Annotated in this window: 20 protein-coding genes; 7 read left to right on the top strand and 13 right to left on the bottom strand. The window is 75.6% G+C overall.

What is annotated here, in order from left to right; genetic code table 11:
* Positions 1-218: 218 nt before the first annotated feature.
* A complete protein-coding gene (eccCa, locus tag FH969_RS04105; RefSeq protein ID WP_139986239.1) occupies positions 219-4,283 on the bottom strand; it encodes a type VII secretion protein EccCa in 4,065 nt (1,354 codons plus the stop codon).
* Between the two features lie 92 nt (positions 4,284-4,375).
* Between eccCa and FH969_RS15130 the strand changes: the two genes are divergently transcribed.
* From FH969_RS15130 to FH969_RS04125, 5 genes are all read left to right on the top strand, one after another.
* Complete coding sequence (locus FH969_RS15130) at positions 4,376-5,830, top strand: hypothetical protein (protein ID WP_180359659.1); 1,455 nt, start codon at positions 4,376-4,378, stop codon at positions 5,828-5,830.
* The gene (locus FH969_RS04110; RefSeq protein WP_180359660.1) at positions 5,827-7,302 is read left to right on the top strand and encodes an FHA domain-containing protein; all 1,476 of its coding nucleotides are present in this window, start codon (positions 5,827-5,829) and stop codon (positions 7,300-7,302) included. Before FH969_RS15130 ends, FH969_RS04110 begins: the two co-directional genes overlap by 4 nt.
* The gene (gene eccD, locus FH969_RS04115; protein ID WP_180359661.1) at positions 7,299-8,663 is read left to right on the top strand and encodes a type VII secretion integral membrane protein EccD; all 1,365 of its coding nucleotides are present in this window, start codon (positions 7,299-7,301) and stop codon (positions 8,661-8,663) included. Before FH969_RS04110 ends, eccD begins: the two co-directional genes overlap by 4 nt.
* Positions 8,664-8,679: 16 nt before the next feature.
* Complete coding sequence (gene eccB / locus FH969_RS04120; protein WP_108718422.1) at positions 8,680-10,059, top strand: type VII secretion protein EccB; 1,380 nt, start codon at positions 8,680-8,682, stop codon at positions 10,057-10,059.
* 218 nt (positions 10,060-10,277) lie between these two features.
* Positions 10,278-11,474: a S8 family serine peptidase gene (locus tag FH969_RS04125; RefSeq protein ID WP_180359662.1), complete on the top strand. Its 1,197-nt coding sequence runs from the start codon at positions 10,278-10,280 to the stop codon at positions 11,472-11,474.
* A gap of 34 nt (positions 11,475-11,508) precedes the next feature.
* Here FH969_RS04125 and FH969_RS04130 read toward each other — a convergent pair whose 3' ends face one another.
* From FH969_RS04130 to FH969_RS04165, 9 genes are all read right to left on the bottom strand, one after another.
* Positions 11,509-12,855: a S8 family peptidase gene (locus FH969_RS04130; RefSeq protein WP_180359663.1), complete on the bottom strand. Its 1,347-nt coding sequence runs from the start codon at positions 12,853-12,855 to the stop codon at positions 11,509-11,511.
* Positions 12,852-14,435: a hypothetical protein gene (locus tag FH969_RS15135; protein WP_180359664.1), complete on the bottom strand. Its 1,584-nt coding sequence runs from the start codon at positions 14,433-14,435 to the stop codon at positions 12,852-12,854. Before FH969_RS15135 ends, FH969_RS04130 begins: the two co-directional genes overlap by 4 nt.
* 154 nt (positions 14,436-14,589) lie before the next feature.
* Positions 14,590-15,018, bottom strand: coding sequence for a hypothetical protein (locus tag FH969_RS04135; RefSeq protein WP_139986244.1), 429 nt, complete (start codon positions 15,016-15,018; stop codon positions 14,590-14,592).
* Between the two features lie 193 nt (positions 15,019-15,211).
* Entirely contained in the window at positions 15,212-15,505 is a 294-nt protein-coding gene (locus tag FH969_RS04140; protein WP_108718417.1) for a WXG100 family type VII secretion target, read from the bottom strand.
* 11 nt (positions 15,506-15,516) lie between these two features.
* Complete coding sequence (locus FH969_RS04145) at positions 15,517-15,822, bottom strand: WXG100 family type VII secretion target (RefSeq protein ID WP_108718416.1); 306 nt, start codon at positions 15,820-15,822, stop codon at positions 15,517-15,519.
* A gap of 300 nt (positions 15,823-16,122) precedes the next feature.
* Entirely contained in the window at positions 16,123-17,352 is a 1,230-nt protein-coding gene (rocD, locus tag FH969_RS04150) for an ornithine--oxo-acid transaminase (protein WP_108718415.1), read from the bottom strand.
* Positions 17,353-17,379: 27 nt separating this feature from the next.
* On the bottom strand, positions 17,380-18,279 hold the full coding sequence (gene ddaH, locus FH969_RS04155; protein ID WP_139986245.1) for a dimethylargininase: 900 nt from the start codon (positions 18,277-18,279) through the stop codon (positions 17,380-17,382).
* 273 nt (positions 18,280-18,552) lie between these two features.
* Complete coding sequence (locus tag FH969_RS04160) at positions 18,553-18,798, bottom strand: CstA-like transporter-associated (seleno)protein (RefSeq protein WP_139986246.1); 246 nt, start codon at positions 18,796-18,798, stop codon at positions 18,553-18,555.
* Positions 18,799-18,839: 41 nt separating this feature from the next.
* A complete protein-coding gene (locus tag FH969_RS04165; RefSeq protein WP_139986247.1) occupies positions 18,840-21,197 on the bottom strand; it encodes a carbon starvation CstA family protein in 2,358 nt (785 codons plus the stop codon).
* Between the two features lie 141 nt (positions 21,198-21,338).
* Here FH969_RS04165 and FH969_RS04170 point away from each other — a divergent pair, with 141 nt between their 5' ends.
* Positions 21,339-21,770 carry an AsnC family transcriptional regulator gene (locus FH969_RS04170; RefSeq protein ID WP_199916552.1) on the top strand — a complete coding sequence of 144 codons (432 nt, stop codon included), beginning with the start codon at positions 21,339-21,341 and terminating at the stop codon, positions 21,768-21,770.
* Positions 21,771-21,971: 201 nt separating this feature from the next.
* On the opposite strand, the gene FH969_RS04175 is transcribed toward FH969_RS04170, so the two are convergent.
* The 3 genes from FH969_RS04175 to FH969_RS15140 form a co-directional block, all read right to left on the bottom strand.
* The gene (locus FH969_RS04175) at positions 21,972-22,421 is read right to left on the bottom strand and encodes a DUF4342 domain-containing protein (RefSeq protein WP_139986248.1); all 450 of its coding nucleotides are present in this window, start codon (positions 22,419-22,421) and stop codon (positions 21,972-21,974) included.
* 218 nt (positions 22,422-22,639) lie between these two features.
* Complete coding sequence (locus tag FH969_RS04180) at positions 22,640-23,758, bottom strand: DNA polymerase domain-containing protein (protein ID WP_139986249.1); 1,119 nt, start codon at positions 23,756-23,758, stop codon at positions 22,640-22,642.
* A gap of 32 nt (positions 23,759-23,790) precedes the next feature.
* The gene (locus tag FH969_RS15140; protein WP_180359665.1) at positions 23,791-23,958 is read right to left on the bottom strand and encodes a hypothetical protein; all 168 of its coding nucleotides are present in this window, start codon (positions 23,956-23,958) and stop codon (positions 23,791-23,793) included.
* On the opposite strand from FH969_RS15140, the gene FH969_RS04185 reads away from it, so the two are divergent.
* The coding region (locus tag FH969_RS04185) for a hypothetical protein (RefSeq protein ID WP_218975259.1) at positions 23,957-24,169 on the top strand (213 nt) is incomplete at its 3' end. The two genes, FH969_RS15140 and FH969_RS04185, sit on opposite strands and share 2 nt — an antisense overlap.

A 24,169-nucleotide genomic window follows, 5' to 3' on the forward strand; every position in this document is an offset into this window, starting at 1 on the left:
GCGCCGTCTCTGGTGGTGCCAGCGTTTCGTGCCGGTTGGGCGCCTGGAGTCGCTACAGATCGCTGGGTTCGCGTCGTGGGGCGGGAGGAATCGCGGGGTTCGCGTCGTGGGGCGGGAGTAACCGCGGGGTTCGCGTCGTGGGGCGGGAGGAATCACTGGGTCGGAGCTGTGGGGTAGGACGGACCGCTCAGCGGGGGAAAGCCGCGCGACCCGAGCGCCTACAGGTCCGACGGCGGCGCGTCCGCCAGCTGCACCACGCGCACCCCAGCGTCGCGTGTCACGAGCTGCGCCCGACCCGGGATCGCCCGCCGCGCCCGCACGGTCCCGATCAGCGGTCCCTCGCCGGGGTCGCCCGAGAGCAAGATGCCCGTGGCGCCGAGGTCGCGCATCGTCTGCAGCAGCGGCTCGAACTGCGCCCGCGCGGCGCCGCCCGAACGCCGGGTCACGAGGATGCGCAGGCCGATGTCGCGCGCGTGCGGCAGGAGCGGCACGAGCGGGGTCAGCGGGTTGCCGGTGCTCGTCGCCACGAGGTCGTAGTCGTCGACGAGCAGCGTGACGAGCGCCCCCGTCCACCACGACCGGTCCCGCAGCTGCGCCGGCGTGATGTCCGGACCGGGCAGGCGGGTGCGCAGGAACTGCGCGAGGCCGGCGATCTGCTCGGTGGTCTGCTCCGCCGTCGTGAAGTACCCCGCGAGGTACTCGGGCGGCACCTCGCCCAGCAGCGCGCGCCGGTAGTCGACCACGAAGATCTGCCCCTGCTTCGGCGTCACCGTGCGCTGCGCCTCGCGCGCCATGGCGCGCAGGAACGTCGACTTGCCGGAGTCCGACTCGCCGAACAGGTACGCGAACGGCGCCTCGTCGAGGTCGAGCGTGACCGGCCGAAGCGTCGCCTCGTCGACACCAAGCAGGAGGCCCGACGGCGAGCCCGCGTCCGCAGCGGCCGTCGCCGCTCCCGTGCCCGCGCCCCCGGCATCGGCGCCGGCGCCAGCCGCATCCGCGACCCCGGCCATCTCCCGCACCCGCGTGAGCGTGACCCGCTCGGGCAGCAGCCGCAGCTTGGGCGGCGTCGGGCCGTCCCACGCGGCGGTCACGCTCTCGACGAGGTCCTCCACGCCGGTGGACAACGTGTCGGGCCGGGAGTCGCCGTCGAGCCGCGGCAGGGCGAGCAGCATGGGCCGGCCGGCGGGCGTGAGGCCGTGGCCGGGGCGCCCGGTGGGCACCGTGTCGGCGACGCGGCGCCGGTGCACCGAGTCCGTGGTCTCCCCGAGGCGCAGCTCGATGCGGGTCCCGAGCAGATCCTTGATCGCGGCGCGGAAGTCCATCCACCGCGTGCCCGAGACGAGCACGTGCACGCCGTAGGTGAGCCCGCGGCCCGCGATCGCCTGGATCTGCGTGGTGAGGTCGTCGTACTCGGTGCGCAGCGTGCTCCAGCCGTCCACCACGAGGTAGACGTCGCCGTACCCGTCGTCGACCGCACCCGGGCCGGTGCGGCCCGGCGTGCGCCGCCGGCGGTAGGTCTCGACCGAGTCGATGCCGGCGGTGGCGAACAGCCGCTCGCGCGCGTCGAGGATCGTCGTCACCTCGGCGACCGTGCGACGCAGGACGTCCTCCTCGCCGCGCACCGCGACCCCCGCGACGTGCGCGAGGTCCCGCATCGACGTGAACGTGCCGCCCCCGAGGTCGAGCACGAAGATCTGGGCCTCGACCGGCGTCCTGGTCAGCGCGATCGCGCCGACCACGGTGCGCAGCGCCGTGCTCTTGCCGCTGCGGGGTCCGCCGACCACCGCGAGGTTCCCGCCCGCGCCGTCGAGCGAGATCGTGAAGACCTCGCGGCGCTGCTCGAGCGGCAGGTCCGTGATGCCGAGCGGCAGCAGGCCCGAGGCGCGCCACCCGGGGGAGTAGAGCCCGAGACCCGGCTCGACGGCGAGGTCCGGCGCGAGGTCGTCGAGCGTCGCCGGCTCGGCCAGCGGCGGGAGCCACACCTGGTGGGCCGCGGGACCGCGCCCGGCCATCCGCTGCACCGCGATGTCGAACGTGGCGGGCTCGTCCGCCGCGGGCTGCTGTCCCTCCGCGCTCTGGCCGTCGCCGCTCGCGGAGCCGGCGTCCCGGCGCGAGGACGCCCCGGGCGGCAGCGGCACGGGAGCCGCGGTGAACGGTGCGAGGTCCGCGGAGGCGACGGCGCGGGCCGGGCCCTGCGCGAGGCCGCGGGAGGGCGGCGGTGCTGAGACGTAGGCGGCTCGGAAGCGGATGAGGGTCGCGGGGTCCGGCCGCAGGTAGCCGACGCCGGGGACGGGCGGCAGGGTGTGCGCGTCCGGGACGCCGAGGACCTGACGGGACTCGCTCGCGGAGAACGTGCGCAGGCCGATCCGGTAGGACAGGTGCGACTCGAGGCCGCGCAGGCGGCCCTCGTCGAGCCGCTGCGAGGACAGCAGCAGGTGGATGCGCAGCGAGCGACCCACCCGGCCGATCGCGGCGAAGAGGTCCGCGAACTCGGGCTTCGCGGCGAGCATCTCGGTGAACTCGTCGCACACGATGAGCAGCGTGGGCAGCGGCGCGAGGTCGGTGCGCCCCGCGAGCCGGGCCCGCTCGTACTCGGCGACGTTCGTGAACGGGCCCGTGGCGCGCAGGAGCTCCTGCCGGCGGGTCAGCTCGCCCTGGATCGCCTCCTGCATGCGGTCCACGAGCGAGAGCTCCTCGCTGAGGTTGGTGATCACGGCCGAGACGTGCGGCAGGTCGGACATGCCGGCGAACGTCGCACCACCCTTGAAGTCGATGAGGACGAGGTTGAGGTCCTCCGAGGAGTGCGTCATCGTCAGCGCGAGCACGAGGGTGCGCAGCACCTCCGACTTGCCCGAGCCGGTCGCCCCGATGATGAGCCCGTGCGGACCCATGCCGCCCTCGGCGGACTCCTTGAGGTCCAGCACGGCGGGGGCGCCGTTGCTCGTGACGCCGAACGGCACGCGCAGCCGGTCACGCGCGGTGCGGGGCGCCCACGACGTCGCGACGTCGAGCTCGCGCACGTCCGGGAGGCCGAGGAGGTCCGTGAGCTCGCCGCTGCGGGCCTCGCCCGACCCGCGCTCGTCCTCCGCGCTGGGCAGGCCGCGCCGGGTCAGTCGGCGTGCGGCCGCCTCCGCGTCGGCCACCGACATCGCGTCGGGACGCACGAGCGCGGCCGAGTAGCCGCCGTGCAGGAGCTCGGCCTGCCACTCCTCGCCCGCGCCGCGCAGCAGCAGTCGGGCCTGGTGCGGCCCGATGTCGGCCGTCCACGTGCGAGGGATCGAGACGACGGTCGCCCCCTGGACGCCCGTGACGAGGCCGTGGTCGGGGGGCAGGGGTACGCCGTCGAGCACGAGCAGGACGTGCGGGAGCACCTGGTCGGCGACCGGGGAGAACGGCCGTCGGCCCGCCGTCGGCAGCAGGTCGAGCACCTCGCGCGCGTCGGTGCCGACGAGGCGGACGGGGCCGCCGCCGTCGAGCTCGTCCGGCGACCACGCGTGGGGCAGCCACTTCACCCACTCCCAGTCCGCGGCGTGCTCGCCGTCGGTCACGACGGCGAGCCGCAGCGAGCCGGGTCCGCTGAAGGTCGCGAGGTGGACCAGCATGGCGCGCAGCAGCGCGCGTGAGCGCGCGCCGTCGCCGGCGACCTCGAGGTGCGTGAGCTGCTGCAGGTCGACGAGGGTGGGGACGTCGTGCTGCACCTCGTGGGTGAGCAGGAAGCGGTGCGCCGCGGACGCCGCGACGGGGTCCAGCTGGGCGAGCGGCGCTGTCTCGGGCGGCTCGAGCGTCACGGCCAGCGGCGCGTCGCCGGTGCCGATGCGCGCGTGCAGGAAGTCCGGGTCGGCGGCCGCACGCTCCCAGACGCGGGAGCCGTCCTCCGCGAGCAGGGCGAGCGCGGTCGGGTCCGGCAGCCGCCACTGCGCGTTGCGGCGCTGCCGGCTCGCCGCGTTGCGCACGCTGGTGCGCAGGTCGGCGAGGTAGGACAGGTACTCCCGGCGCGAGGCGTAGACGGCCGAGCGGTGCTGGGAGCGCTGGCGCACGAGGTTGACCGCGACGAACCCGAGCGAGGCGATGAGGATGCCCGCGCCGAGCATGATCCGCAGCGGTGAGATCGGCTGCTGCGCAAAGACGATGAGCGCGATCGAGCCGACCGATCCCACGACCGGCATCGCCGTCATGAGGACCGAGCTGCCCGAGTCCGCCCGGACGATCTCCGGCGGCGGCTCCAGCGTGATCGTCCCCTCGGGGACGGTCGGCGCCGGGATGCGCGTCGACTCCTCGTCCATGGCCCTCCGCCCTCGTGCGCGTTCCCGACGACCCTAGACTCATCGAGGGCTGGACATCGGCTCCAGACCGCGCAGCGGCACACCGGCGGGGGGTGGACGAGCAGATGGAGGCCGACCTCATCGCGCTGACCGTCCTGTCCCCGCGCGGGCGTCGGGACGTGGTCGTGCGGCCCGACGTCCGGGTCGGTCAGCTCTCCGACGCGCTCGACGCCGGGAACGCGCGCAGCGCCACGCCCCTGCGGACCGTGACGGGTGACCCGCTCGCGCGGGACGCACGGCTGGGCTCGGTCGTGCGCAGCGGCGACACCCTCGTGACCGCCCCCGACGAGCCCGCCGCCGGCGCACCGAGAGGCCGCCCGGGTCGGCGTCCGGGGGGCCGACCGGGCGGCGCCCGGCCGGGTGGACGAGGAGCCCGCGCCGGCGCCGGAGTCGGCCCGTTCGGCCGTCGGACCGGCACATCCGGTGCGTCTGGCCTGTCGGGCGTGCTCGCGGCCCCGACCGTCCCCCTCGCCTGGGCGGGCGTCGGCCTGCTCGTGCTCGCCGTCGCCGCCCGGCTGCTGGACCTCGCCGCGCCCGCCGGGCCACGGCCGTGGCTCGCGGGCGGCGCGGGCGCGCTGGCGCTCGCGATCGCGCTGCTCCCCGTCCAGCGCGGCCCGGCCGCCGACCCGGTCGCCGCGGCGTGCTGGCTCGCCGGGACGCTCGCGGGCGCCTCGGTCGTCGGCCCCGACACCGGCGCCGGGCTCATGCTGCCCGTCACGGTGGGACTGCTCGCGGGCACGGTCGCGAGCGCGCTGCGCGTCATCCGGGCGGGCGGCGGGGGCGACGCGCTCGCCCGGGTGCTGCTCGCCGTCGGCGGCGTCGGCGCGCTGGGCGGCGTGGTGGCCGTGCTGCTCGAACGCCCGTACCCGGCCGCGCTCCTCCTCGGGTTCGTGCCGCTCGCGCTGCGCGCCGCGCCGGCCGTGAGCCTCGACGTCCCCGACCCGGTCCTGCTCGACCCGGAGCCCGCCCAGCGCACCGCGCTCGGGGTGCGGGAGCGAATCGACCCGGCGCCGGCGAGCGTGCGGGCGCGGACCGTGGACGCGGTCGTCTCCGACGCCGTGCACCGCCGAGCCGTCACCGTCGTCGTCCTCGCGCTCGCCGCAGCGCTGCTCGCGACGGTCGCCGCCGTCCTCCTGCCCGCGGGCACGCTCGAGCGGATCACGACGGCGACGCTCACCTTCGCCGTCGCGCTCGCCCTCGCGCTCGTGCCCCGCCGCGACCGGGACGCCGTCACGCGGTGGGCGCCGCGGGCCGCAGCGCTGCTCGTCCTCGCGGTCGCCGTCGCGGTCGCGCTGGTCTGCGGGGTGTCTCCGGTCGCGCTCGCCGTGGCCGCGCTCGTCGCGGCCGCCATCGCCGTCGGGGTCGCCGCCGCGAGTGCGCGCGACTGGCGCTCGCTGCGCGCCTCGCGGCTCGCCGACGCCGTCGAGTCGCTCGCCGTGGTGCTCTCGCCCGCGCTCGGCGTCGTCGCGGTGGGTACCGTCGGTCTTCTCATGGAGCTTCCCTCGTGACTCACACCCCGAGCACCCGGACCGCGTGGCTGCGCGGCGACGACACGCTGCCCGCGAGCGGGCTCAGCGGGATCGTCGCCCCGGCCGGCGACGGAGCCGGTGGGCCCCGCCCGCTGCCGGCCGCCACCACCGAGCGGCGGATCGGTGCGTACCTCATCGACCTCGTCGTCGTGGCGCTGCCCGCGGTGGTCGCGTGGTTCGTGTGGCGCTCGGTGCCGCTCGCCGTCGTGCTCGTGCTCGAGGTGGCCGCGGCGGGAGCGCTGGTCGAGGCGCGGACGGGTGCCACCGCGGGCAAGGCGATCCTGCGGCTGCGTGCCGCGCAGCTCGACCGGCCCTTCGCGCCCGGCCTGCGGCGCGAGGCGCCCCGCGCGGGTCTGCTGGGTGCGGCCCACGTCGTGCCGTTCGGGCCGCTCGTGCTGCTCCTCGTGCGCGACCGGTCCGGGCGGTACTGGCACGACGTCGTGGCGCGTACTCGCGTCGTCGCGCCGACGGCGGGTGCCTCGGTGAGGGCCGCGGGCGTCGGCGCGGCGGGCGTCGGCGGTGCCGTCGTGCCGGGCGGAGCGGGCACGGGCCGCGTGCGGGGTCAGGTGGGCGCTGCGCCGGGGGTGCCGGGCATGCCCGCTCGACCCGGTGTCGGCGCGGGCGCCGGTGCTGGGGCGTCGAGGGGGCCCGGCACGCTCGGGGCGGACGGCGTACCCGCCATCCCGGTGGCACCGGGCCGACTCGGGCCGATCGGCACGGTCGTGCCGCCGCGGCCCGGTTCGGCCACGATGGTGCCCGGCACGGCGGGGGCCGCGGTCGCCGGCGAGGAGTCCGTCTCGCTCGCCGTGTTCCGGCAGCAGCGAGGCGTCGTGCCGCCGCGCCCGACGGGCGACCCGGCCGCGCGACTCGCGCCGTCCTCGGCCACCGTGCCACCGGAGCACGCGCAGCGGGCCGCGCCGCCCGCCGGGCAGCCACCTATCGCGCACCCGCAGCCCTCGAGCTCCACGGCGCCTGGCTCGCGGACGGTCGTGCCGCCCCGACCCGACGCGCAGCGGCCCTCCGGCCCCGCGACGACCCCCGCGACGACCCCCGGGACGACGTCCCCGACGCCGACGCCGGCACTGCCGCAGACCGGGAGCCGCCTCTCGCCCACCGCCGCACCGCCGCGCTCCGCGACCCTGCGCGTGCACGGCGACGGCACGTTCGTGGTGCGCACGTCCGCGGTCCTGGGCCGGCGCCCGGACCCCGCGGGCAGCGACGTCGTCGTGGTCCTGCCCGATGACACCCGTGCGATCTCGCGCACGCACGCGCGGCTGCGCGTGACCGACGCCGGCCTCGTGCTGGAGGACCTGGGCTCGACCAACGGCTGCGTGGTGCGCGGACCGTCCGGCGGTGCGGTGCGCGTGCCGTCCGGCGGCAGCACCCCGGTGCTCAGCGGCAGCGTGCTGGAGATCGGGCACGCCCGGATCGACGTGGAGGAGACAGCGTGAGCGTGGAGGACCTGGACCAGGCACCGGTCGTGGTGCGGGCCACGGTCACGCGCGGCGATCGCCGCGCGGACCTCGCGCTGCCCGGCACGATCCCGGTCGCCGAGCTGCTGCCCGGCCTGGTGCGCCGCCTCGGCGCGCTGGGGCTCGACGTCGTGCACGCCGACGTCCGCCTGCTCACGGCGGACGGCCAGCGGCTGCGCACCGACGCGTCCCTCGCCGTCCAGGGCGTGCAGGACGGCGCCGTCCTCGCGCTGCACACCGAGTCGGAGGAGGGCGAGCAGCGCTACGACGACATCGTCGAGGCGGTGGCCGAGGCCGTCGAGCGCGAGACCCCGCCGTGGTCCGTGCGCGACTCGGCCCGCACCGCCGTCGCCGCCGCGTGCGCCCTGCTCGTCACGGCGGCCCTCGTCCTGGTCGGTGCCGACCTCGACGCGGCGGCGAGCGCCGCCGTCGCCGGGTCGGCGACGCTGCTGGCGCTCGTGGCGGCCGCGGTGCTGGACCGCTCACCGGCACCGCCGGTCGCCGCCCGCTCGCTCGGCGTGCTCGGCTGCGCGCTCGCGGCGCTCGCCGGGTACCTCCTCGCGGGCGGACCGACCCGGCTGGGCGAGGGTTCGGGCTCGGCGACCGCGCTCGCCGCCGCGGGGGCGGCCGGGCTCGGTGCCGCCGTGGTCCTCGCGGTGACGACCACGCGCGTGCGCACGGCCGCCGTCGCGCCCGGAGTGCCCGCCGTCGTCGCCCTGCTCCTCGGCGGCGTGACGCTGCTGCTGGACCCGTCGTCGGCGCCGGCCGCGACCGTCGTGACCTTCGCGCTGCTCGCCGTCGCGACGCTCGCCGTGCCGTGGCTCGCGCTGTCGGCGACGCCGCTGCGCGTCGTCGCGCCACGGGAGGACGCCGAGATCCTCGCCGACCCGCCTCCCGTGGACCCCGAGGCGGTGCGCGCGCAGGCGCTCGCGGGGCACTGGCTGGTCGTCGCGCTGCGCACGGGGATCGGCGCGACGCTCGTCCTGCTCACGCCGGCGGTGGTGGCGACCGGGCCGGCCGGCGGTCTGCTCGCCGTCGCCGTCTGGGTCGCGCTCGCGCTCGGCGTGCGGCAGAGCGTGGCGCGCACCGACGTCGCCGCCGCGCTGATCTCGTCGGCGATCGGCCTGCTCGTTGCGACCGTGACCGCCGCGCTGCTGCAGCCCACCTGGCGCGCCGCGCTGTCGGTGGCCCTGCTCGTGGCCGCGTTCGCCGTCGTGGTGGCCGCGTTCCTCGGGCAGTCGCGCCGGCTCCGCCTCGAGCGGGTGGGCGACGCGCTGCGCCTGCTGCTGCTCGCGGCGGTGCCGCCGCTCGCCGTCGTGGCCGCGGGCGGTCTCGGGTGAGCGGCGAGGTCGCCTGATGGCGTCGAAGAAGGAGCTGCTCGAGGCGCAGTCGTTCGCTCGGCGCCGCCTGCTCACCGCGTTCACCTCCGGCGCACCCGGTGGGCGCGAGCTCGAGCCGACGACGCCGGTGCGCGGCCTGGTCACAGGCGTGGTGCTCGCAGCGCTCGTGGTGGGCGGGTCGTTCGTGGCCGGGCTGTTCGACCAGGGCCTGGAGTCCGGGTGGGAGAACGGGAAGATCATCCTCGTCCGGGACAACGCGGCGCGGTACGTGAGCGCCGACGGCGAGCTCGTCCCGGTGCCCAACATGGCCAGCGCCCGGCTGCTCGCCCCCGCGGGCGCGGAGATCCTCACGGTCCCGGCCGACGACGTCGCCGACGTGCACCGCCGCCCGGTCGTCGGCATCGCCGGCGCGCCGGACTCCCTGCCCGAGGTGGCGGACCTCGTGACCGGCGGCTGGCTCGCGTGCGTCGCGCAGGACGGCACGACGGCGACGTCGGTCGTCGACTCGCCCGCGCCCGAGCAGGGCGGCCCGAACAGCCCGAGTGCCCTCGTCGCCGTCGTGGCGGGCGAGGAGCGGTCGCTGTTCCTGGTCCAGGACGGCCGGCGCTACGCGGTGCCGGGTACCGCGACGACCGACGGTGTGCTGCGCGCCCTGGGCTACACCCCGCAGGACGCCGTGACGGTGGATGCCCGCTGGCTCGAGCTGTTCCCCGAGGGTGGCGCCGCGACGCCGTTCACGGTGGCCGACGCCGGCACCACGCCGCCGGGCGACCTGGCCGACGTGCCCGGCGTCGTGGTCGGGTCCGTCATCGAGGTGAGCGGCCAGGCCTTCGTGGTGCTGCCCGACGGCGCGCTCGCACGCCTCGACCCGTTCGCCGACGCGCTCTACTCCGCCGGACCCGGTGGCCTGCTCAGCCGGGAGAGCGTCGAGCCGGCGCGCGTGGCGGGGGTGCAGGAGGTGGCCGTGGCCGACGGTCCGGTGGACGCGACCTGGCCGGTCGTGATCGCCGATCCGCTCGAGTCGGGCGCCGCGCCCTGCGCGCGCCTGGACACCGAGACCTTCGGCAGCGACCTCGTCGCGGGTGAGCCGGTCGCGACCGGGGGGATCGCCGTCGCCCCCGCGCGCGGTGCGCTCGCGCTGTTCGTGGCGACGGCCGACTCCGCGAGCGGACCGGTGCGGTTCATCGACGAGAACGGCATCTCCTTCCCGGTCGTGGCGAGCTCGGTCGACCTCACCGACACGCTCGAGCGCCTGCTCGGCGAGGGCGCCGACCCGGTCCGGGTGCCGTACGCGTGGGGCGACCTGTTCCCCACCGGGCCGACGCTCTCGGTCGACGCCGCCGGCACGCCGCTCGCGGCGGGAGGCGCGGCCGCCACGCCCACGGAGCAGCCGTGAGGTACGACGGCGAGCGCGTCTCGGGCGTCGTTCGTCGCGGACGCAGGGGTGCTTCGAGGCGGGGTGCTGCGGGGCGCGCTGCCGCGGGGCGCGCTGCCGCGGGGCGCGCTGCCGCGGGGCGCGCTGCCGCGGGGCGCGCTGCCGCCGGCGGCCTGCTCGCCGTCGGACTCGTCGCCGTGCCCGCGTGGGCGCCCGTCTGGACGCCGCACTCGACGCACTTGACGCACTCGACGCACTCCTGGGCCCCGGTGGGCTCCGCCGTCGCCGCCACCGCGAACCAGGACGAGGAGTGCCCGGCGGGCGTGCTCATCCCCGAGCGCGGCTGGGCGCCGGACGCACTCGCGCTCGACGCCGCGCACCGCATCGCGACCGGCGCGGGCGTCCGGGTCGCGGTGATCGACTCGGGCGTCGCACCCGTCGCACACCTGCGGGGTGCGCTCGCGATCGGCACGGACGTCGTCGGCGGCGAGGGCGCGGACGCGACCGGGCAGACCGACCTCACCGGGCACGGCACGGTCGTGGCCACGATGGTCGCGGCGCGCCCGCTCGAGGGGTCGGGCCTGGTCGGGGTGGCCCCCGGCGCGCAGATCCTGCCGGTGCGGGCCTGGTACGCCGACGACGACGCGGCGCAGCGCGACGGCACCGCGCCGACCCCGCAGTCGCTCGCGGCCGGGCTGCGCGCCGCCGTCGCGCTCGGCGCCGACATCGCCGTGGTCGCCGCGTCCACGGCCGAGGACGCCGCGGACCTGCGCGACGCCGTCGCCCAGGCCTCGGCGGCGGGCGTGCTCGTCGTCGCGAGCGCGGGCAACCTGGCCGACGACGACGACCCGACGCAGCCGCGCTACCCCGGGGCGTACCCGGGCGTGCTCGCCGTCGCCGCGATGGCCGACGGGCTCGTGCCGGTGGCCGCGCACACCGGGCCGCACGTCGCGATCGCGGGCCCCGGCGCGCTCGTGCTCGGCGGGCTGCCCAACGGCGCGGACTGCGTGCTGGGCGCCGACGGCAACGCGACGAGCTGGGCGACGGCGCAGGTCGCCGGCGCGGCGGCGCTGCTGGCCCAGGCCTACCCGGACGAGGGGCCGGAGGGCTGGGTGTTCCGGCTCACCGCGACCGCGGCCCGCCAGGACCCCGACGCCCGCAGCGACGACGTGGGGTGGGGGCTGGTCCAGCCGCTCGCGGCCCTCACCCTGGTGGACGACGGGACGGCGCGCGGCGTCGACTCACCCGCCGTGGCCCGGCCGGAACCCGCGGCCGACGACGAGCCGCCGCTGCACGTGACGGTGCCGCCGGACACGTGGCTGCCCGCGCGCCAGGCGGTGCTGTGGTGGTCGCTCGCGGCCGCGGTCGCGTGGGCGGCCGTCGTGCTGGTGGGCCGACGACGCGGGCCGGCCGCGCCGCGCGCGCTGCGCCGCTGACCGCCTGCACTCGTCGGCGGGACGAGGAAACCGGTCAGGCGGCGCGGCTGCGACGCACCGCGACGACGACGCCGCCACCGACGAGCAGCACGCCCACCACGATGCCCCCGACGAGCAGCGGGACGTTCGTACCGCCGTCCTCCGGCTCGGCCGTCGCGGACTCGGACGGCTCCGGCGCAGCGGTGGTGCCCTCACCGCTCTCCTCGGCCGTGGGCTCGGCGGGCGTGGTCGCGGTCGTCGGCTCGGCGGTCGCGACCGGCTCGAGCTCCGCCGGTGAGGGCAGGCCGTCGGCGCGCACGAACGGGTTGGTGTCCGGCAGGCCCGTCGGGTCGGTGGCGACGAGCGCCGCGAGGTCGATCGACCCGAAGCCCGAGGTCGCGGTGCGCGTGCCGGCGGGCGACCCGTCGAGCGGACGGGAGGTCGCGGCGAGCGCCTGCAGCACCTGGTTCGACGTCGCCTCGGGCCACGCCGACATCGACAGCGCGACGGCGCCGGCCACCATCGGGATCGCCAGCGACGTCCCGCTGGTCAGCCCGTACGTCGACCAGTACTCGGGGAAGGTCTCCTCCTGCAGCATCCGGATGTCGGTCCCGGGCGCCACGACGCCGAGGTCCGGACCGGTGTACTGCGGCTGGTCCACGGTGCCCGACGCGGTGAGCGCCTCGACGGTCACCGTGCCGTTCATGCCCGCCGGGAACCCGGCGACGTCGCCGCCGTCGTTCGCGGCACCGGTGATCACGACCACGCCCGCCTGCTGCGCGCGCACGATCGCGTCGTAGAACGCGCTCCCGACGTGGTCGGCGACGGCGGCCGGCGCCTCGGTACCGTCGGTCCCGATCCCGAACGCCAGGGTGATGACGCGCGCGCCGTCGGCCACGGCCGCGTCGACGGCGTCGGCCTGGGCCTGGTTCTCGCGGTCGCTGCAGCTCGCGCCCTGCTGCGCGGTGATCTTGTACGCGCGCAGCGCCACGCCGGGCGCGACGCCGCGGATCCCGGGCTGGCCCCCGGCGCCCTGCTGGCCCGGGCCGACGACGAGCAGCGCCACCCCCGTGCCGTGCAGCGCCCCGCCGAGGTCGGCGTCGCCCATCGTGCCGCTCATGCCGGGCACGGTGACGTCGCAGAACAGCGTCGGGAGGGCCGTCACGTCGGCGCCCGCGAAGTCGGGCTGGAGGAGGTTGAGGCCGGTGTCGATCACCGCGACGGTGACCCCCGCACCCGTCGTCGTCGCCTGCACGGTGTCAAGGCCGAGCGACGAGACGTACCAGGTGCCGTCGCCGGCGTTCGGGTCGACGGGTGCGGCCAGCGCGGCGGGCGCCGCCGCGAGCGGCGCCGCGACCAGCGCGAGCGCGACGGCGAGCGCCGCCTTCCGCCGCGACCTCACCAGGCGTCCTCGGCCGTCTCCACCAGCGGGATGCTCTGGTCCTGGGCGCCGGCCGTGGCCGTCGGCCCGTCGACCTGCTCCGTTCCGTCGATCTCGGGAGCCGCAGGCCCGGCGAGGCCGCGACGCCGGCCCTTGCGGCCCTCCCGCCCGGCCTGGCCGCCGTGCATGCCCGGCGCCATCGCGGACGTGCCCGGGGCGCCGGGCGTGCCCGCCGCACCGCTCGCCGCCGAGCCGCCCGCACCGGTCCCGCTGCCCGTGTAGCCCTGACCCGTGAGGCTCGTCGACGGGGTCGCGCCCGGGCCTCCGAGGCCGGCGGGCGAGGCGCCAGACAGGCCCGAGGCGCTCAGGCCGCGCGCGCCGAGCCCGCCCGATCCGCTGAGCCCGCCCGATCCGCTGCCGTAGGCGGTCGCGCCGGCGCTGCCGCCGCCGCGGACGCCGAGGCTGCTGCCGGCCGCCCCGGTGCCGGTGGTCGGCCCGCCCGCGTATCCCGCGCCCGTCAGGCCGGTCGTGCCGCCGCCGAGCCCGCTCAGGCCGCCGAGCGCGCCGCGACGCGCCACGAGGGCCGCCGCTCCGGCCGCCCCGGCACCGAGCGCCGCGGCGCCGGTCCCGCCGAGCGCCCCGGCACCGCCGCCCGCGCCGATCCCGAAGGCGGCACCCGCGCCGTTGCCGTTCCCGTGCGCGCCCCCGGTGGTCCAGCCGGCGCCGGCCGCGCCGGTGCCGGAGACCGACCCGTCAGGGGTGACCCACGAGCCGGCCGATCCCGTTCCGCCGGCGGTGCCGCCCGCCGCCCCGCCGGTCGAGCCGCCGGCGGCTCCGCCGGACGAGCCGCCGGTGGAGCCGCCGGGGTAGACGTAGTTGCCGGCACCCGGACCGGAGCCCGTGCCGCCGCCGCTGCCCGCGCCGGACCCGGTGCCGATCCCGACGTAGCTGCCCGCGCTCGGTCCGCCGCCGACGGCGGAAAGGTAGCCCGACCCCGAGGACCCGAGCGAAGGGCCCGAGGAGACGGTGCTCGAGGAGCCGGTGGGGTCCGACCCGGGCGCTGACCCGTCGGTCGGGAAGACCGGGGTGGTCTCCTGCGGCAGCTGGCCCGCGGCGACGTCGAGCTCGGCGGCGAGCGTCGACAGGACGCCGCCGGACTGCTCCTCACGCATCGCCTGACGCTGCGCGGTGTAGTACGCGACCGCCTGGCCGCCGGTCAGCGTGCCCTGCTCCGGCACGACGATCGTCTCGGCCTGAAGCGCGTTGCGCAGGCCCGAGGGCAGCTGGGGCGAGGGGAGCTCCTGGTAGGAGTCGCGCGCCCGGCGCAGCGCGCCGTCGGCCGTGGACAGGCTCGTGCGGACCTGGGAGAGCGCGGTCGCGACAGCGCTGAGCTCCGCGCTCAGCTCGGCGAACGCCCCGCTCGCGGCGTCGGCAGTGGCTCCCGTGATGCCGAGGTCGTCCGCCGTCTTCGCGATGTCGGTGGAGACGCCGTTCACGCCGGTCGACGCGATCGACAGGTCGAGGCCGCTCCCGCCGCGGCGGGAGGAGCCGTCGTCGGCGGCCTCCGCGACCCCGCGAAGCTGGTCGACGTTGTTCCCCATGGCGCTGTCCTCCGTGCGTTGCTGAGACGGGACTTCTCGGGTCTGGCGGGTCCGTCAGGAGCTGTCAGGTGTGATCGGTGGTGCGGTGTCGCCGCGACGCGGCGCGAACGTGCGGTGGCGGATCGCCGCGACGGCGAGCCGGCGGACCGGCACGTCAGGGCGCGGGCAGCGTGCTGCTCGTGCCGAAACTGGTGATCGACGCGAGGCTCGCGGTGATGGTGCGCATCGTCTCCGAGAGCAGCGGCACCTGCTCGGGCTCGGCGGAGAGGCGGGCGGTGAGTGCGTCCATCCGGGTCGCGACGTCCTCGTCCACGTGGTCGAGGCTGTCGACGCTCGCGCGCAGCGCCTCGCCCAGGCCACGGACCTGCTCCCGCGCGGCGGAGAGCCGCTGCATGAGGTTCTCCGTCGAGCCGACGAGCTGGGCCGCGTACGTCATCGCGGGCGGGAAGGAGGACCAGGCGCCGTTCTGCTGGTCGCGCACGTCGATCAGCGTGCTCCAGCTCGTGTCCAGCTGGTCGGCGAGGTTTTCCAGCAGGGTCAGTCGTGCCAGCACGACGTCCGGGTCGCTGGTGAAGTCGCTCACGGGTGCCCCTTATGCGCGTGGTCAGGTGGTTCTGGGAGAAGCTCGGGCGCGTGCAGGGCGCCCTGGGCCGCACCGCCCGGGGTCGCGCGCCGGCGCGACCCCGGGGGAGGTGTCGGGGTGACGCCGCTCGTGGCGGCGCCGGGTCACCGCCGAGGCGGTGGGAGTCACGGCGCGAGCTGCCGTGACGGGTGACTCACTCGAAGCGGGCCCGGTTGCGGGCCTCGGCGGCCTGGAAGTCCTGGCCGCCCTGGTCCACGGCGGTGCCCGTGGAGGAGAGGACGCCGTTCATCTCGACGAACGCCGCGTTCCACTGCCTCTGCGCCGCGTCGAACGCCTCCGAGGCGGAGCCGCCCCACCCGGTGCGGTAGCGGGTGACCTCGGTGGTGAGGTCCTCGAGCCGCTGCTGGATGCGGCTCGCCGTGGCGGCCATGTCGGACGCGGCCTGGGCGACGGAGCCGAACCCCATCGCGATGCGCTGCTGGTTCATCTCAAGTCCTCTCAGGCCAGCCGGCCGGCGATGTTGTTCATGATCGCGGCCTGGGCGTCGTCCTCACCGATGTACGTGGTGTTCGACCCCGTCAGGTTCGTCTCGAAGTCCGTGAGCGCCTGGGTGATCTTGTTGGCGCCCTGGAACCACTGGGACATGAGCCGGCGGACAGCGTCACCGGACGAGCCGTCCCACTGCAGCTCCTGCAGCCGGGTGGTGAGGTTGGTGAGCTCTGTGTTCAGGTCCGCCTGGGCCTGGTCGACGGCGGTCGCGGTCTTCGGGATCGCATCCGGGTCTACGTACACCTGGTCGGTCATCGTGCACCTCGCTGGTCGTCGTGAAGGCACGCACCCGGGTGGTCCGCGCCGCACCGCCGTTCGGCGATGGCCCCACGATAACCGGCCCTCGGAGAGGGAACCGGCCGCAGCGGAACAGGCGAACCTAGCACGCGAGGCGGCATGCGCCAACCCCCGTCCTGCGGCCGGTCGGTGCGAGTGCGAGGCCGGACTGGTGGAGGGCAGCCGGAGGGCATGCGGAGAGCAGCCGGAGGGCAGCCGGAGTCGGACCGCGCCGTCCTGGCGCGTCGCGCGCAGGGGTCGGCGAACCGTGGACAGCCGTCAGAGCGCCGCGCGCAGCTGCGCGAGCAGCCAGTCGATCTCGTCCCGCGCGACGACGAGCGGCGGCGCGAGCCGCAGAGTGCGTGTGTGGGTGTCCTTCGCGAGCACACCATGCGCGGCGAGCCGCAGCGCGACGTCGCGTGCGGTCCCGACGGCCGGGTCGATGTCGACGCCGGCCCACAGGCCACGCCCGCGGACCGCCGTGACGCCGTCGCCCACCAGCGCCCCCAGGCCCGCGTGCAGGTGCGCGCCGAGGACGCGGGAGCGATCCTGGAGCTCGCCCGTCGCCAGGATCGCGACGACCTCGGTCGCCACGGCAGCGGCGAGCGGGTTGCCGCCGAACGTCGAGCCGTGCGTCCCGGGGGTGAGGACCCCCAGCACGTCGGCGTCACCCACGACGGCAGACACCGGCACGATCCCCCCGCCGAGCGCCTTGCCGAGCGTGTAGAGGTCGGGCACGACGCCGTCGTGCTCGATCGCGAACGTGTAGCCGGTGCGCGCGAGGCCGGACTGGATCTCGTCCGCCACGAGCAGCACGCCGCGCTCGGCGGTGAGCGCGCGCACGCGCGGCAGGTAGTCGGGCGGCGGGACCACGACGCCGGCCTCGCCCTGGATCGGCTCGAGCAGCACGGCGGCGGTCGACGGCGTGAGCGCGGCAGCCAGCGCGTCCGCATCGCCGAACGGGACCGTGACGAAGCCCGGGGTGAAGGGGCCGAACCCCGCGCGGGCGGTCTCGTCGTCGGAGAAGCTGACGATCGTCGTCGTGCGGCCGTGGAAGTTGCCGGAGGCGACGACGATCTCGGGCGAGGCGATGCCGCGCACGTCGTGCGCGTGCTTGCGGGCGATCTTGATCGCCGTCTCGACGGCCTCGGCCCCGGTGTTCATCGGCACGACCATGTCCTTGCCCGCGAGCGCGGCGAGGTCCGTGACGAACGCGGCCATCCGGTCGTGGTGGAACGCGCGGCTCGTGAGCGTGATCCGGTCCAGCTGCTCGTGCGCGACGGCGAGCAGCCGCGGGTGCGAGTGGCCCAGGTTCACCGCGGAGTAGGCCGCGAGGCAGTCGAGGTAGCGCCGGCCCTCGACGTCCGTGACCCAGACGCCCTCACCGCGGGTGAGCACGACGTCGAGCGGGTGGTAGTTGTGCGCGGCGTGCTCCTCGATCGCGGCGATGTGCTCGCCGGCGCTCGCCGTCGCCGTCGTGGTCGTCGAGGCCGTGGCCGTCGGGCTCATCGCCGGACCTCCCTCGCCCAGCCCGGCTCAGGCCGCGGGCGTGGCGGGACGCAGCTCGAGCGTGCAGCACTTGATGCTGCCGCCGCCCTTGAGCAGCTCGGACAGGTCGACGGGCACCGGCACGTAGCCCGCGGCGCGCAGCTGGGCGATGAACCCGGTGGCCTGCGCGGGGACGACGACGTGCCGCCCGTCCGACACGGCGTTGAGTCCGAACACGGCCGCGTCCTCGGCGCTGACGTGGATGGCGTCGGGGTACAGCTCCGCGAGGCGCGCCCGGCTCTCGGGCGAGAACGCCGAGGGGAGGTAGGCGACGTGGTCGGCGTCGAGCACGGTGAGTGCGGTGTCCACGTGGTAGTAGCGCGGGTCGACGAGCTCGAGATCGACGACCTCCAGGCCCGAGAACGCCGCGAGCTCGAGGTGCGAGGCGGTGTCCGAACGGAACCCGCTCGCCGCGAGGATCCGCAGGCCGGCGACGAGGAAGTCGCCCTCGCCCTCGTTGATCGCGACGGCGTCGGTGACAGGGAAGCCGTGGTCGCGCAGCCACGCGGAGAAGAGGGCGGCCTCCGGGCGGCGCTGCTCGAAGTGGAAGCTCACCCCGAGCGCGCGACCGTCGACCACCGTGGCGCCGTTGGCGGCGTAGACCATGTCGGGCAGGCCGGGGGCGCCCTCGATGACCTCGACCTCGTGCCCGAGCTCGAGGTATGTGGCGCGCAGGTTCTCCCACTGGCGCATCACGAGGTCGTGGTCGACGGGGACGTCGGTGTGCATCCACGGGTTGATCTCGTAGACCACGTCGAAGTAGGTCGGGCGGCACATGAGGTAGCGCCGCGTGGTGGCGACCCGGTCGGCGAAGTCGGTGCTCGCCGTCGTGCTCGTGTCCGAACCGGTGCCCGGGAGCGGGCTGGTCTGCGTGGTCGCGAGGGTCATGGTGGGGCTCCTTGTCGCCGCGATGGCTGCTGCTCGACGGTGCGGACCGCACGCGGCGACGCGTCGCCGGTGCGCGCCGTTGCTGCCTCTACGGTGACACCCGGGCCAGGCGTCCTCAATCACCGCCCGTTGCGTGTTGACGCAACGGATCGCCGCGGTGCTCGACTGGGAGCGCGATTCGTTGCGCGGGGGTGAGGGTGGTCACCCCGGGCCGTGGGCCGCCCCGCGCGACACGGGCCGGCCCCGGCCGTCCTCCGACCAGGCAGACGACCCTCAGCAGCAGCCCTTGGGCGTCGCCTCGTCCTGGCGGGAGCGCCACCACTCGCGCTCGGGCAGGGGATCGTGATCGGGGTGCTCGACCCGGTGCCGGGCGACGTAGCGCTCGTAGGCCGACGCGCCGAGGACCCCGCGGAACCACCAGCGCAGCGAGCGCCCGCCCCGAACGGCGGCCGCGACGGCCGCGGCTGCGGCCGCGGTCGCGGTCGCGGTCCAGGGTCGGGGCTCGCTGCGCTGGGTCATGAGGAGGTCATCGGACGGTCAGGCGGCGTCGGCGCGCCGGTTCAGTGGTGCCCGCCCGCGAGGAGCTTCGGGTCGCCGACGATCGCGTACTCGGCCTCGACCTTCTTCTCCAGCGGCGTGGCGACGAGCAGCGTCTCGGGCGCGTAGAAGTTGGACTCCACGGGCTCGTCCTCGCTGGAGAACTCCTCGCCGGTCCGGCCCGTGCGCACCGCCTTCACCACGACCATGATCGCGGTGACCATGAGCGAGGCTACGAGCACGATGAACAGGATCGACAGCGTGCCCTGGATCGCGGTGTTGCGGACCGTGGCGTTCGCGTTCGCGAGCGCGGTCGCATCGAGCCCGCCGGCGGCGATCTTCTCCTTCGTCGCGTGGTGCAGCGCCCAGTACCCGAGCGCGACGTCGCTCGAGAAGATCTTCTGGAACGAGGCGGTGAAGGTCGTCGCCGTGTCCCAGACGAGCGGGACCAGCGGTATCCACACCCACTTGAGATAGCCCTTCTTCACCACCATCACCGTGACGATCGTGAGGGCGCAGGCGGCGATGAGCTGGTTCGCGATCCCGAACAGCGGGAAGAGCATCCGGATGCCGCCGTTGGGATCAGTGACGCCCATGAGCAGGAGCGAGCCCCACGACGCGACGACCACGGCGGTCGTCAGCCAGCCGCCGACGCGCCAGGAGGGGTCGCGGAACTTCGGCACGAGGTTGCCGATCGCGTCACCCAGCTGGAACCGGGCGACGCGGGTCACGGCGTCGACGGCGGAGAGGATGAACAGCGCCTCGAACATGATCGCGAAGTGGTACCAGAACGACATCATCCCGGTGCCGCCGAAAACCTGGTGCAGGATGTTCGCCATCCCGACGGCGAGCGTCGGTGCGCCGCCCGTGCGGGACACGATCGAGGGTTCGCCGACGTCCTCGGCGACCGCCTCGAGCGCCTCGGCGCCGGTGAAGGTGACGGTCTCGCCGTCGCGCTCGGTCTCCCAGACCGCCTCGACCTCCTCGCCGTCGCGGTTCACCTCGAGGTTGGGCAGCGCGGCGGCCGCGTTCTCCTCCGGGCTCGCGTCGGCGGAGTAGGACTCACCGGCGGTGGACTGGATCGAGGCGGCGGACATGTTCATCGAGAAGTACACGCCCTGGTTGAGCGAGACCGCGGCGGCGAGCGCCATGATCGCCACGAACGACTCCATGAGCATGCCGCCGTACCCGATCATCCGGACCTGGGACTCCTTCTGCACCATCTTCGGCGTGGTGCCCGAGGAGACCATCGCGTGCATGCCGGACAGCGCGCCGCACGCGATGGTGATGAACAGGAACGGGAAGAGCGCACCGGCGAAGACCGGGCCCGCGGTGTTGAAGGCGAACTCGGTGAAGTCGGGCATCTGGGCGATCGGCCGGGCGACGAGGATGCCGATCGCGAGGATCACGATCGTGCCGACCTTCATGAAGGTCGAGAGGTAGTCGCGCGGCGTGAGCAGCAGCCAGACCGGCAGGACCGCGGCGAAGAACCCGTAGATCACCATGCACACGACGAGCGTGGTGGGCGTGAGGTGGAGGAACTCCCCCCACGAGGACTCGGCCACGTACCGGCCGCCGACGATCGCCGCGATGAGCGCGACGAACCCGATGATCGAGATCTCCATGACCTTGCCCGGGCGGACGAAGCGCAGGTAGAGGCCCATGAGCAGGGCGATCGGGATCGTCATGCCGACCGAGAACACGCCCCACGGGCTCTCGGCGAGCGCGTTCACGCAGACCAGCGCGAGCACCGCGAGCACGATCATGAGCATCACGAACACGACGACGATCGCGACGGTCCCGCCGAACCGGCCCATCTCGTCACGGGCCATCTGGCCGAGCGAGCGGCCGCCGCGACGCATCGAGTAGAAGAGCACGAGCATGTCCTGGACGCCGCCGGCCACGACGACGCCGAAGATGATCCACAGCGTGCCGGGCAGGTAGCCCATCTGGGCGGCGAGGATGGGCCCGACCAGCGGGCCGGCGCCGGCGATCGCGGCGAAGTGGTGCCCGTAGAGGACGCGGCGGTCGGTCGGGTCGAAGTCGCGGCCGTTGTTGACGCGCTCGGCCGGGGTGGCGCGCCGGTCGTCGGGGCGCATGATCCGGCGCTGGATGTACAGCGCGTAGAACCGGTAGGCGATCGCGTACGTCGCCACGGCGGCGACGACGAACCAGACGGTGTTGACCCGCTCGCCGCGGACGATCGCGAGCATCGTCCAGCCGAGCGCGCCGACGAGGGAGATCGCGATCCAGACGGCGATCCGCACCGGCGTCCATCGTCGGTGCTCGGTCACCCCCACGGGGTGGCCGAGGGAGTTGCGGACGACGCTCCGCTCCTCCTCGTCGGAGTACTCGGGAAGGCGTTCGCTGGTGGTGGTCATGGTGGACTCCGTGGCTGCGCTGCCGGTCAGGGGTAGGTGCAGTCGGGACGCTAGCACCGGCCCCACCGCGCGCTAGGACCAAGGTCACGGGTGCTCGGCGGCCGTCCGCGGCGCACGTACGCTGCCCCTACGCTGGCCGCCGTGGACGACATCGACCGCGCCATCGTCGGGGTGCTGAGCCGTCACGGCCGTGCGACGTACGCGGAGGTGGGCGCCGCCGTCGGGCTCTCCGCGCCCGCGGTGAAGCGGCGGGTCGACCGGCTGCTCGACGACGGCGTCGTCGTCGGCTTCGCCGCGGTGGTCGATCCCGGCGCGATGGGCTGGGGGATCGAGGCGCTCGTGCACGTCTACTGCCAGGGCCGGATCGCGCCGAGCGCGCTCCGGGACGCGTGGGAGCCGATCCCGGAGATCGTCTCGGCGAGCACGGTCGCGGGCACGGCGGACGCCGTGGTGCGGGTCCGGGCGCGCGACGTGCAGCACCTCGAGGACACCCTGGAGCGCATCCGTGGGTCGGCCGCGATCGAGCGGACGGAGTCCACGATCGTGCTCTCGCGTCTCATCGAGCGCGCCTGAACGAGCCCCACGGGCGCCTCGGCGTCGTGGACGATCCGACCTGCGCGGCTCCGATCGGGGCGAGTTGTGGTCGTTGTGGTCGCGGCGGTGTCTCGCATCGTGAGCAGGAGTGCGACCGCGACCCCGCGCCCGGACGCACGACGCCCGACGGCGCGCCGCACGAGGGACGTGCGACGCGCCGTCGGGCGTGGGTCGGGCGGATCAGGCCGCGGGGGTGTCCTCGACCGTGTCGTGCGCGACGGCGGAGGGCGCCTCCCGCACGACGGTCACCGAGACCGAGGTGACGAGGGCCGCGACGGCGCCGACGGCCACGAGGACCGGGGCGAAGACGGCGGCGACGGCCGTGACCGCGAGGCCGGCGTTGAGCGGGATCTCCAGGAGGGTGTTCCCGGACGTGGTGGTGAGGATGATCCGGCGGACGTTGCCCTCCGCGATGAGCTCCTTGACCTTCCCGAGGAGCTTCTCGCCGGAGACCGTGAACTGCTCGGTGCGGGTGGGGCCGGCCTTGTCGGTCGACTCGTCCGTGGGCTGCTCGGCCGGCTGCTCGGTGAAGGGCTGCTCGGTCTTCGGCTCGAAGGGCGGCGGGGTGGGCTGCTCGCCGAAGGGCTGGCCGTCCTGCGGCTGACCGTCGGTCCCGTAGTGCTCGGACATGGTGGCTCCTTCCGGCGCTGGTGGCGCCATGCGGTCGTGGTTCGTGTCTCGATTCTGCGCGCCCGACCTGCGCGCGGCCATCCTCCCGACGGCTGAACCTCGCCGCCTCGGCCTCGGGGTGCTCCCGGACCCGCGTCCCTGAGGGCGGTGCGGCCGGTCCGGGCGGCGCTTGAGGTCGGCAGGGCGCCGGGCAAGTAGTGCGTCGGACATGCAGGGCGTCAGGCCGGTGGGTCGGCGGCAGCGGCGCCGTCGTCGGCGTCGTCGGCGTCGTGGCGCGCGCGGCTCGGCTGCACCCGCTTCGGCTCGCCCGGCATCTTCGGGTACTCGGGCGGGTAGGGCGCCTCGCCGAGCCCGTGGTCGCGCTCGTCGCGCGCGGCCCACTCCAGGAGCGTCTCGAGCCCGGCGCCGGGGTTCTCCGGCGTCCCGTTCGCTCCGGCGAACAGGTCGCCGACCTGCGCGAACCGCGCCGGCATGGTGCGGACCGTGAAGTCGTCCGGTGTGACCTCGGGGACCTCCTCCCAGCGCAGCGGCGCGGACACCGTGGCGCGCGGGTTGGCCCGCATCGAGTAGGCGGACGCGATGGTGCGGTCGCGCGCCATCTGGTTGTAGTCGATGAACACGCGCTCGCCGCGCTCCTCCTTCCACCACTTCGTGGTCACGCGGTCCGGCGCCCGGCGCTCGATCTCCCGCGCGAGCGCGATCGTCGCGCGCCGCGCCCGCACGAAGTCCCACTCGGGGCGGATCGGCGCGAACAGGTGCAGCCCACGCCCGCCCGAGGTCTTGGGGTGCAGCGTCAGCCCTGCCTCCTCGGCGACCTCACGCACGAGCGGCGCGAGCGCGGCCGCGTCGGCGTAGTCGGTGCCGGGCTGGGGGTCGAGGTCGATCCGGAGCTGGTCGGGGGAGTCCACGTCCCCGCGGCGCACCGGCCACGGGTGGAACGTCACCGTGTTCTGCTGGATCGCCCAGACCACGACGGCGAGCTCGGTCGGGCAGACCTCGTCGGCGAAGCGTCCGCTCGGGAAGGCGATGCGGACCGACTCCACCCACTCCGGGGCGCCCTTGGGCACCCGCTTGGAGTAGAAGCCGTCGCCCTGCACCCCGGTCCGGGTGGTGAGCACCATCCCGCGGCGGTACCCGTCGGGCCAGCGCTCGAGCGCCGTCGGACGGTCCTGCAGCGCGGCGAGGATCCCGTCGCCGACGGCGACCACGTACTGCGCGACCTCGAGCTTCGTCACCGGGCCGCCCGGGACCTCGTCGAACACCACCTTGTCGGGTGAGGAGATCCGCACCTGCCGCCCGCGCACGTCCAGCAGCTCTGCCTCGCTCGCCCGCGCCATTCCTGCACAGTACGCAGGGCCCCGCGCCCCGGCTACGGCGCGTCGGGCGCATCGACCGCGGGCGACGACGCCGACTCGCCTCGGTCGGCCGGCTCGGCCCGTCTGGGGTGCAGCTTCTGGGGCTGGACGACGTCGTACGTGCGCCGCAGCGCGGCGGTGGTCGCGTCGTAGTGCCGCTGCGCGACGAGCACGAACAGCATGTCCCCGACGGCGAGCTGCGCGATCCGGCTCGAGAACGCACCGACGCGGTACGGCAGCTCGCGCGCGCTCGTGGTGAGCGCGACGTCGACCGCGCGCGCGCAGCACTCCGGCCTCCTCGCCGGGTTCGTGCTCGGCGGGCTCTTCCTCCCGCTCGTGATGCTCGGGCTGCGCCAGGCGCTCATCCCGATCCACGCCACGCTCATCGAGCAG

This window comes from Miniimonas arenae (genome assembly GCF_006351005.1).
GTDB lineage: Bacteria > Actinomycetota > Actinomycetes > Actinomycetales > Beutenbergiaceae > Miniimonas > Miniimonas arenae.

Excerpts from the sequence above, each read along its gene's own strand:
- FH969_RS04160 (WP_139986246.1), bottom strand. The coding sequence starts at position 18,798 with ATGACCCAGCGCAGCGAGCCCCGACCCTGGACCGCGACCGCGACCGCG.
- FH969_RS15135 (WP_180359664.1), bottom strand. The coding sequence starts at position 14,435 with ATGGGGAACAACGTCGACCAGCTTCGCGGGGTCGCGGAGGCCGCCGAC.
- FH969_RS04165 (WP_139986247.1), bottom strand. The coding sequence starts at position 21,197 with ATGACCACCACCAGCGAACGCCTTCCCGAGTACTCCGACGAGGAGGAG.
- FH969_RS04145 (WP_108718416.1), bottom strand. The coding sequence starts at position 15,822 with ATGACCGACCAGGTGTACGTAGACCCGGATGCGATCCCGAAGACCGCG.
- eccB (WP_108718422.1), top strand. The coding sequence starts at position 8,680 with ATGGCGTCGAAGAAGGAGCTGCTCGAGGCGCAGTCGTTCGCTCGGCGC.
- rocD (WP_108718415.1), bottom strand. The coding sequence starts at position 17,352 with ATGAGCCCGACGGCCACGGCCTCGACGACCACGACGGCGACGGCGAGC.
- FH969_RS04140 (WP_108718417.1), bottom strand. The coding sequence starts at position 15,505 with ATGAACCAGCAGCGCATCGCGATGGGGTTCGGCTCCGTCGCCCAGGCC.
- FH969_RS04180 (WP_139986249.1), bottom strand. The coding sequence starts at position 23,758 with ATGGCGCGGGCGAGCGAGGCAGAGCTGCTGGACGTGCGCGGGCGGCAG.
- ddaH (WP_139986245.1), bottom strand. The coding sequence starts at position 18,279 with ATGACCCTCGCGACCACGCAGACCAGCCCGCTCCCGGGCACCGGTTCG.
- eccCa (WP_139986239.1), bottom strand. The coding sequence starts at position 4,283 with ATGGACGAGGAGTCGACGCGCATCCCGGCGCCGACCGTCCCCGAGGGG.
- FH969_RS15140 (WP_180359665.1), bottom strand. The coding sequence starts at position 23,958 with ATGCTGTTCGTGCTCGTCGCGCAGCGGCACTACGACGCGACCACCGCC.
- FH969_RS04175 (WP_139986248.1), bottom strand. The coding sequence starts at position 22,421 with ATGTCCGAGCACTACGGGACCGACGGTCAGCCGCAGGACGGCCAGCCC.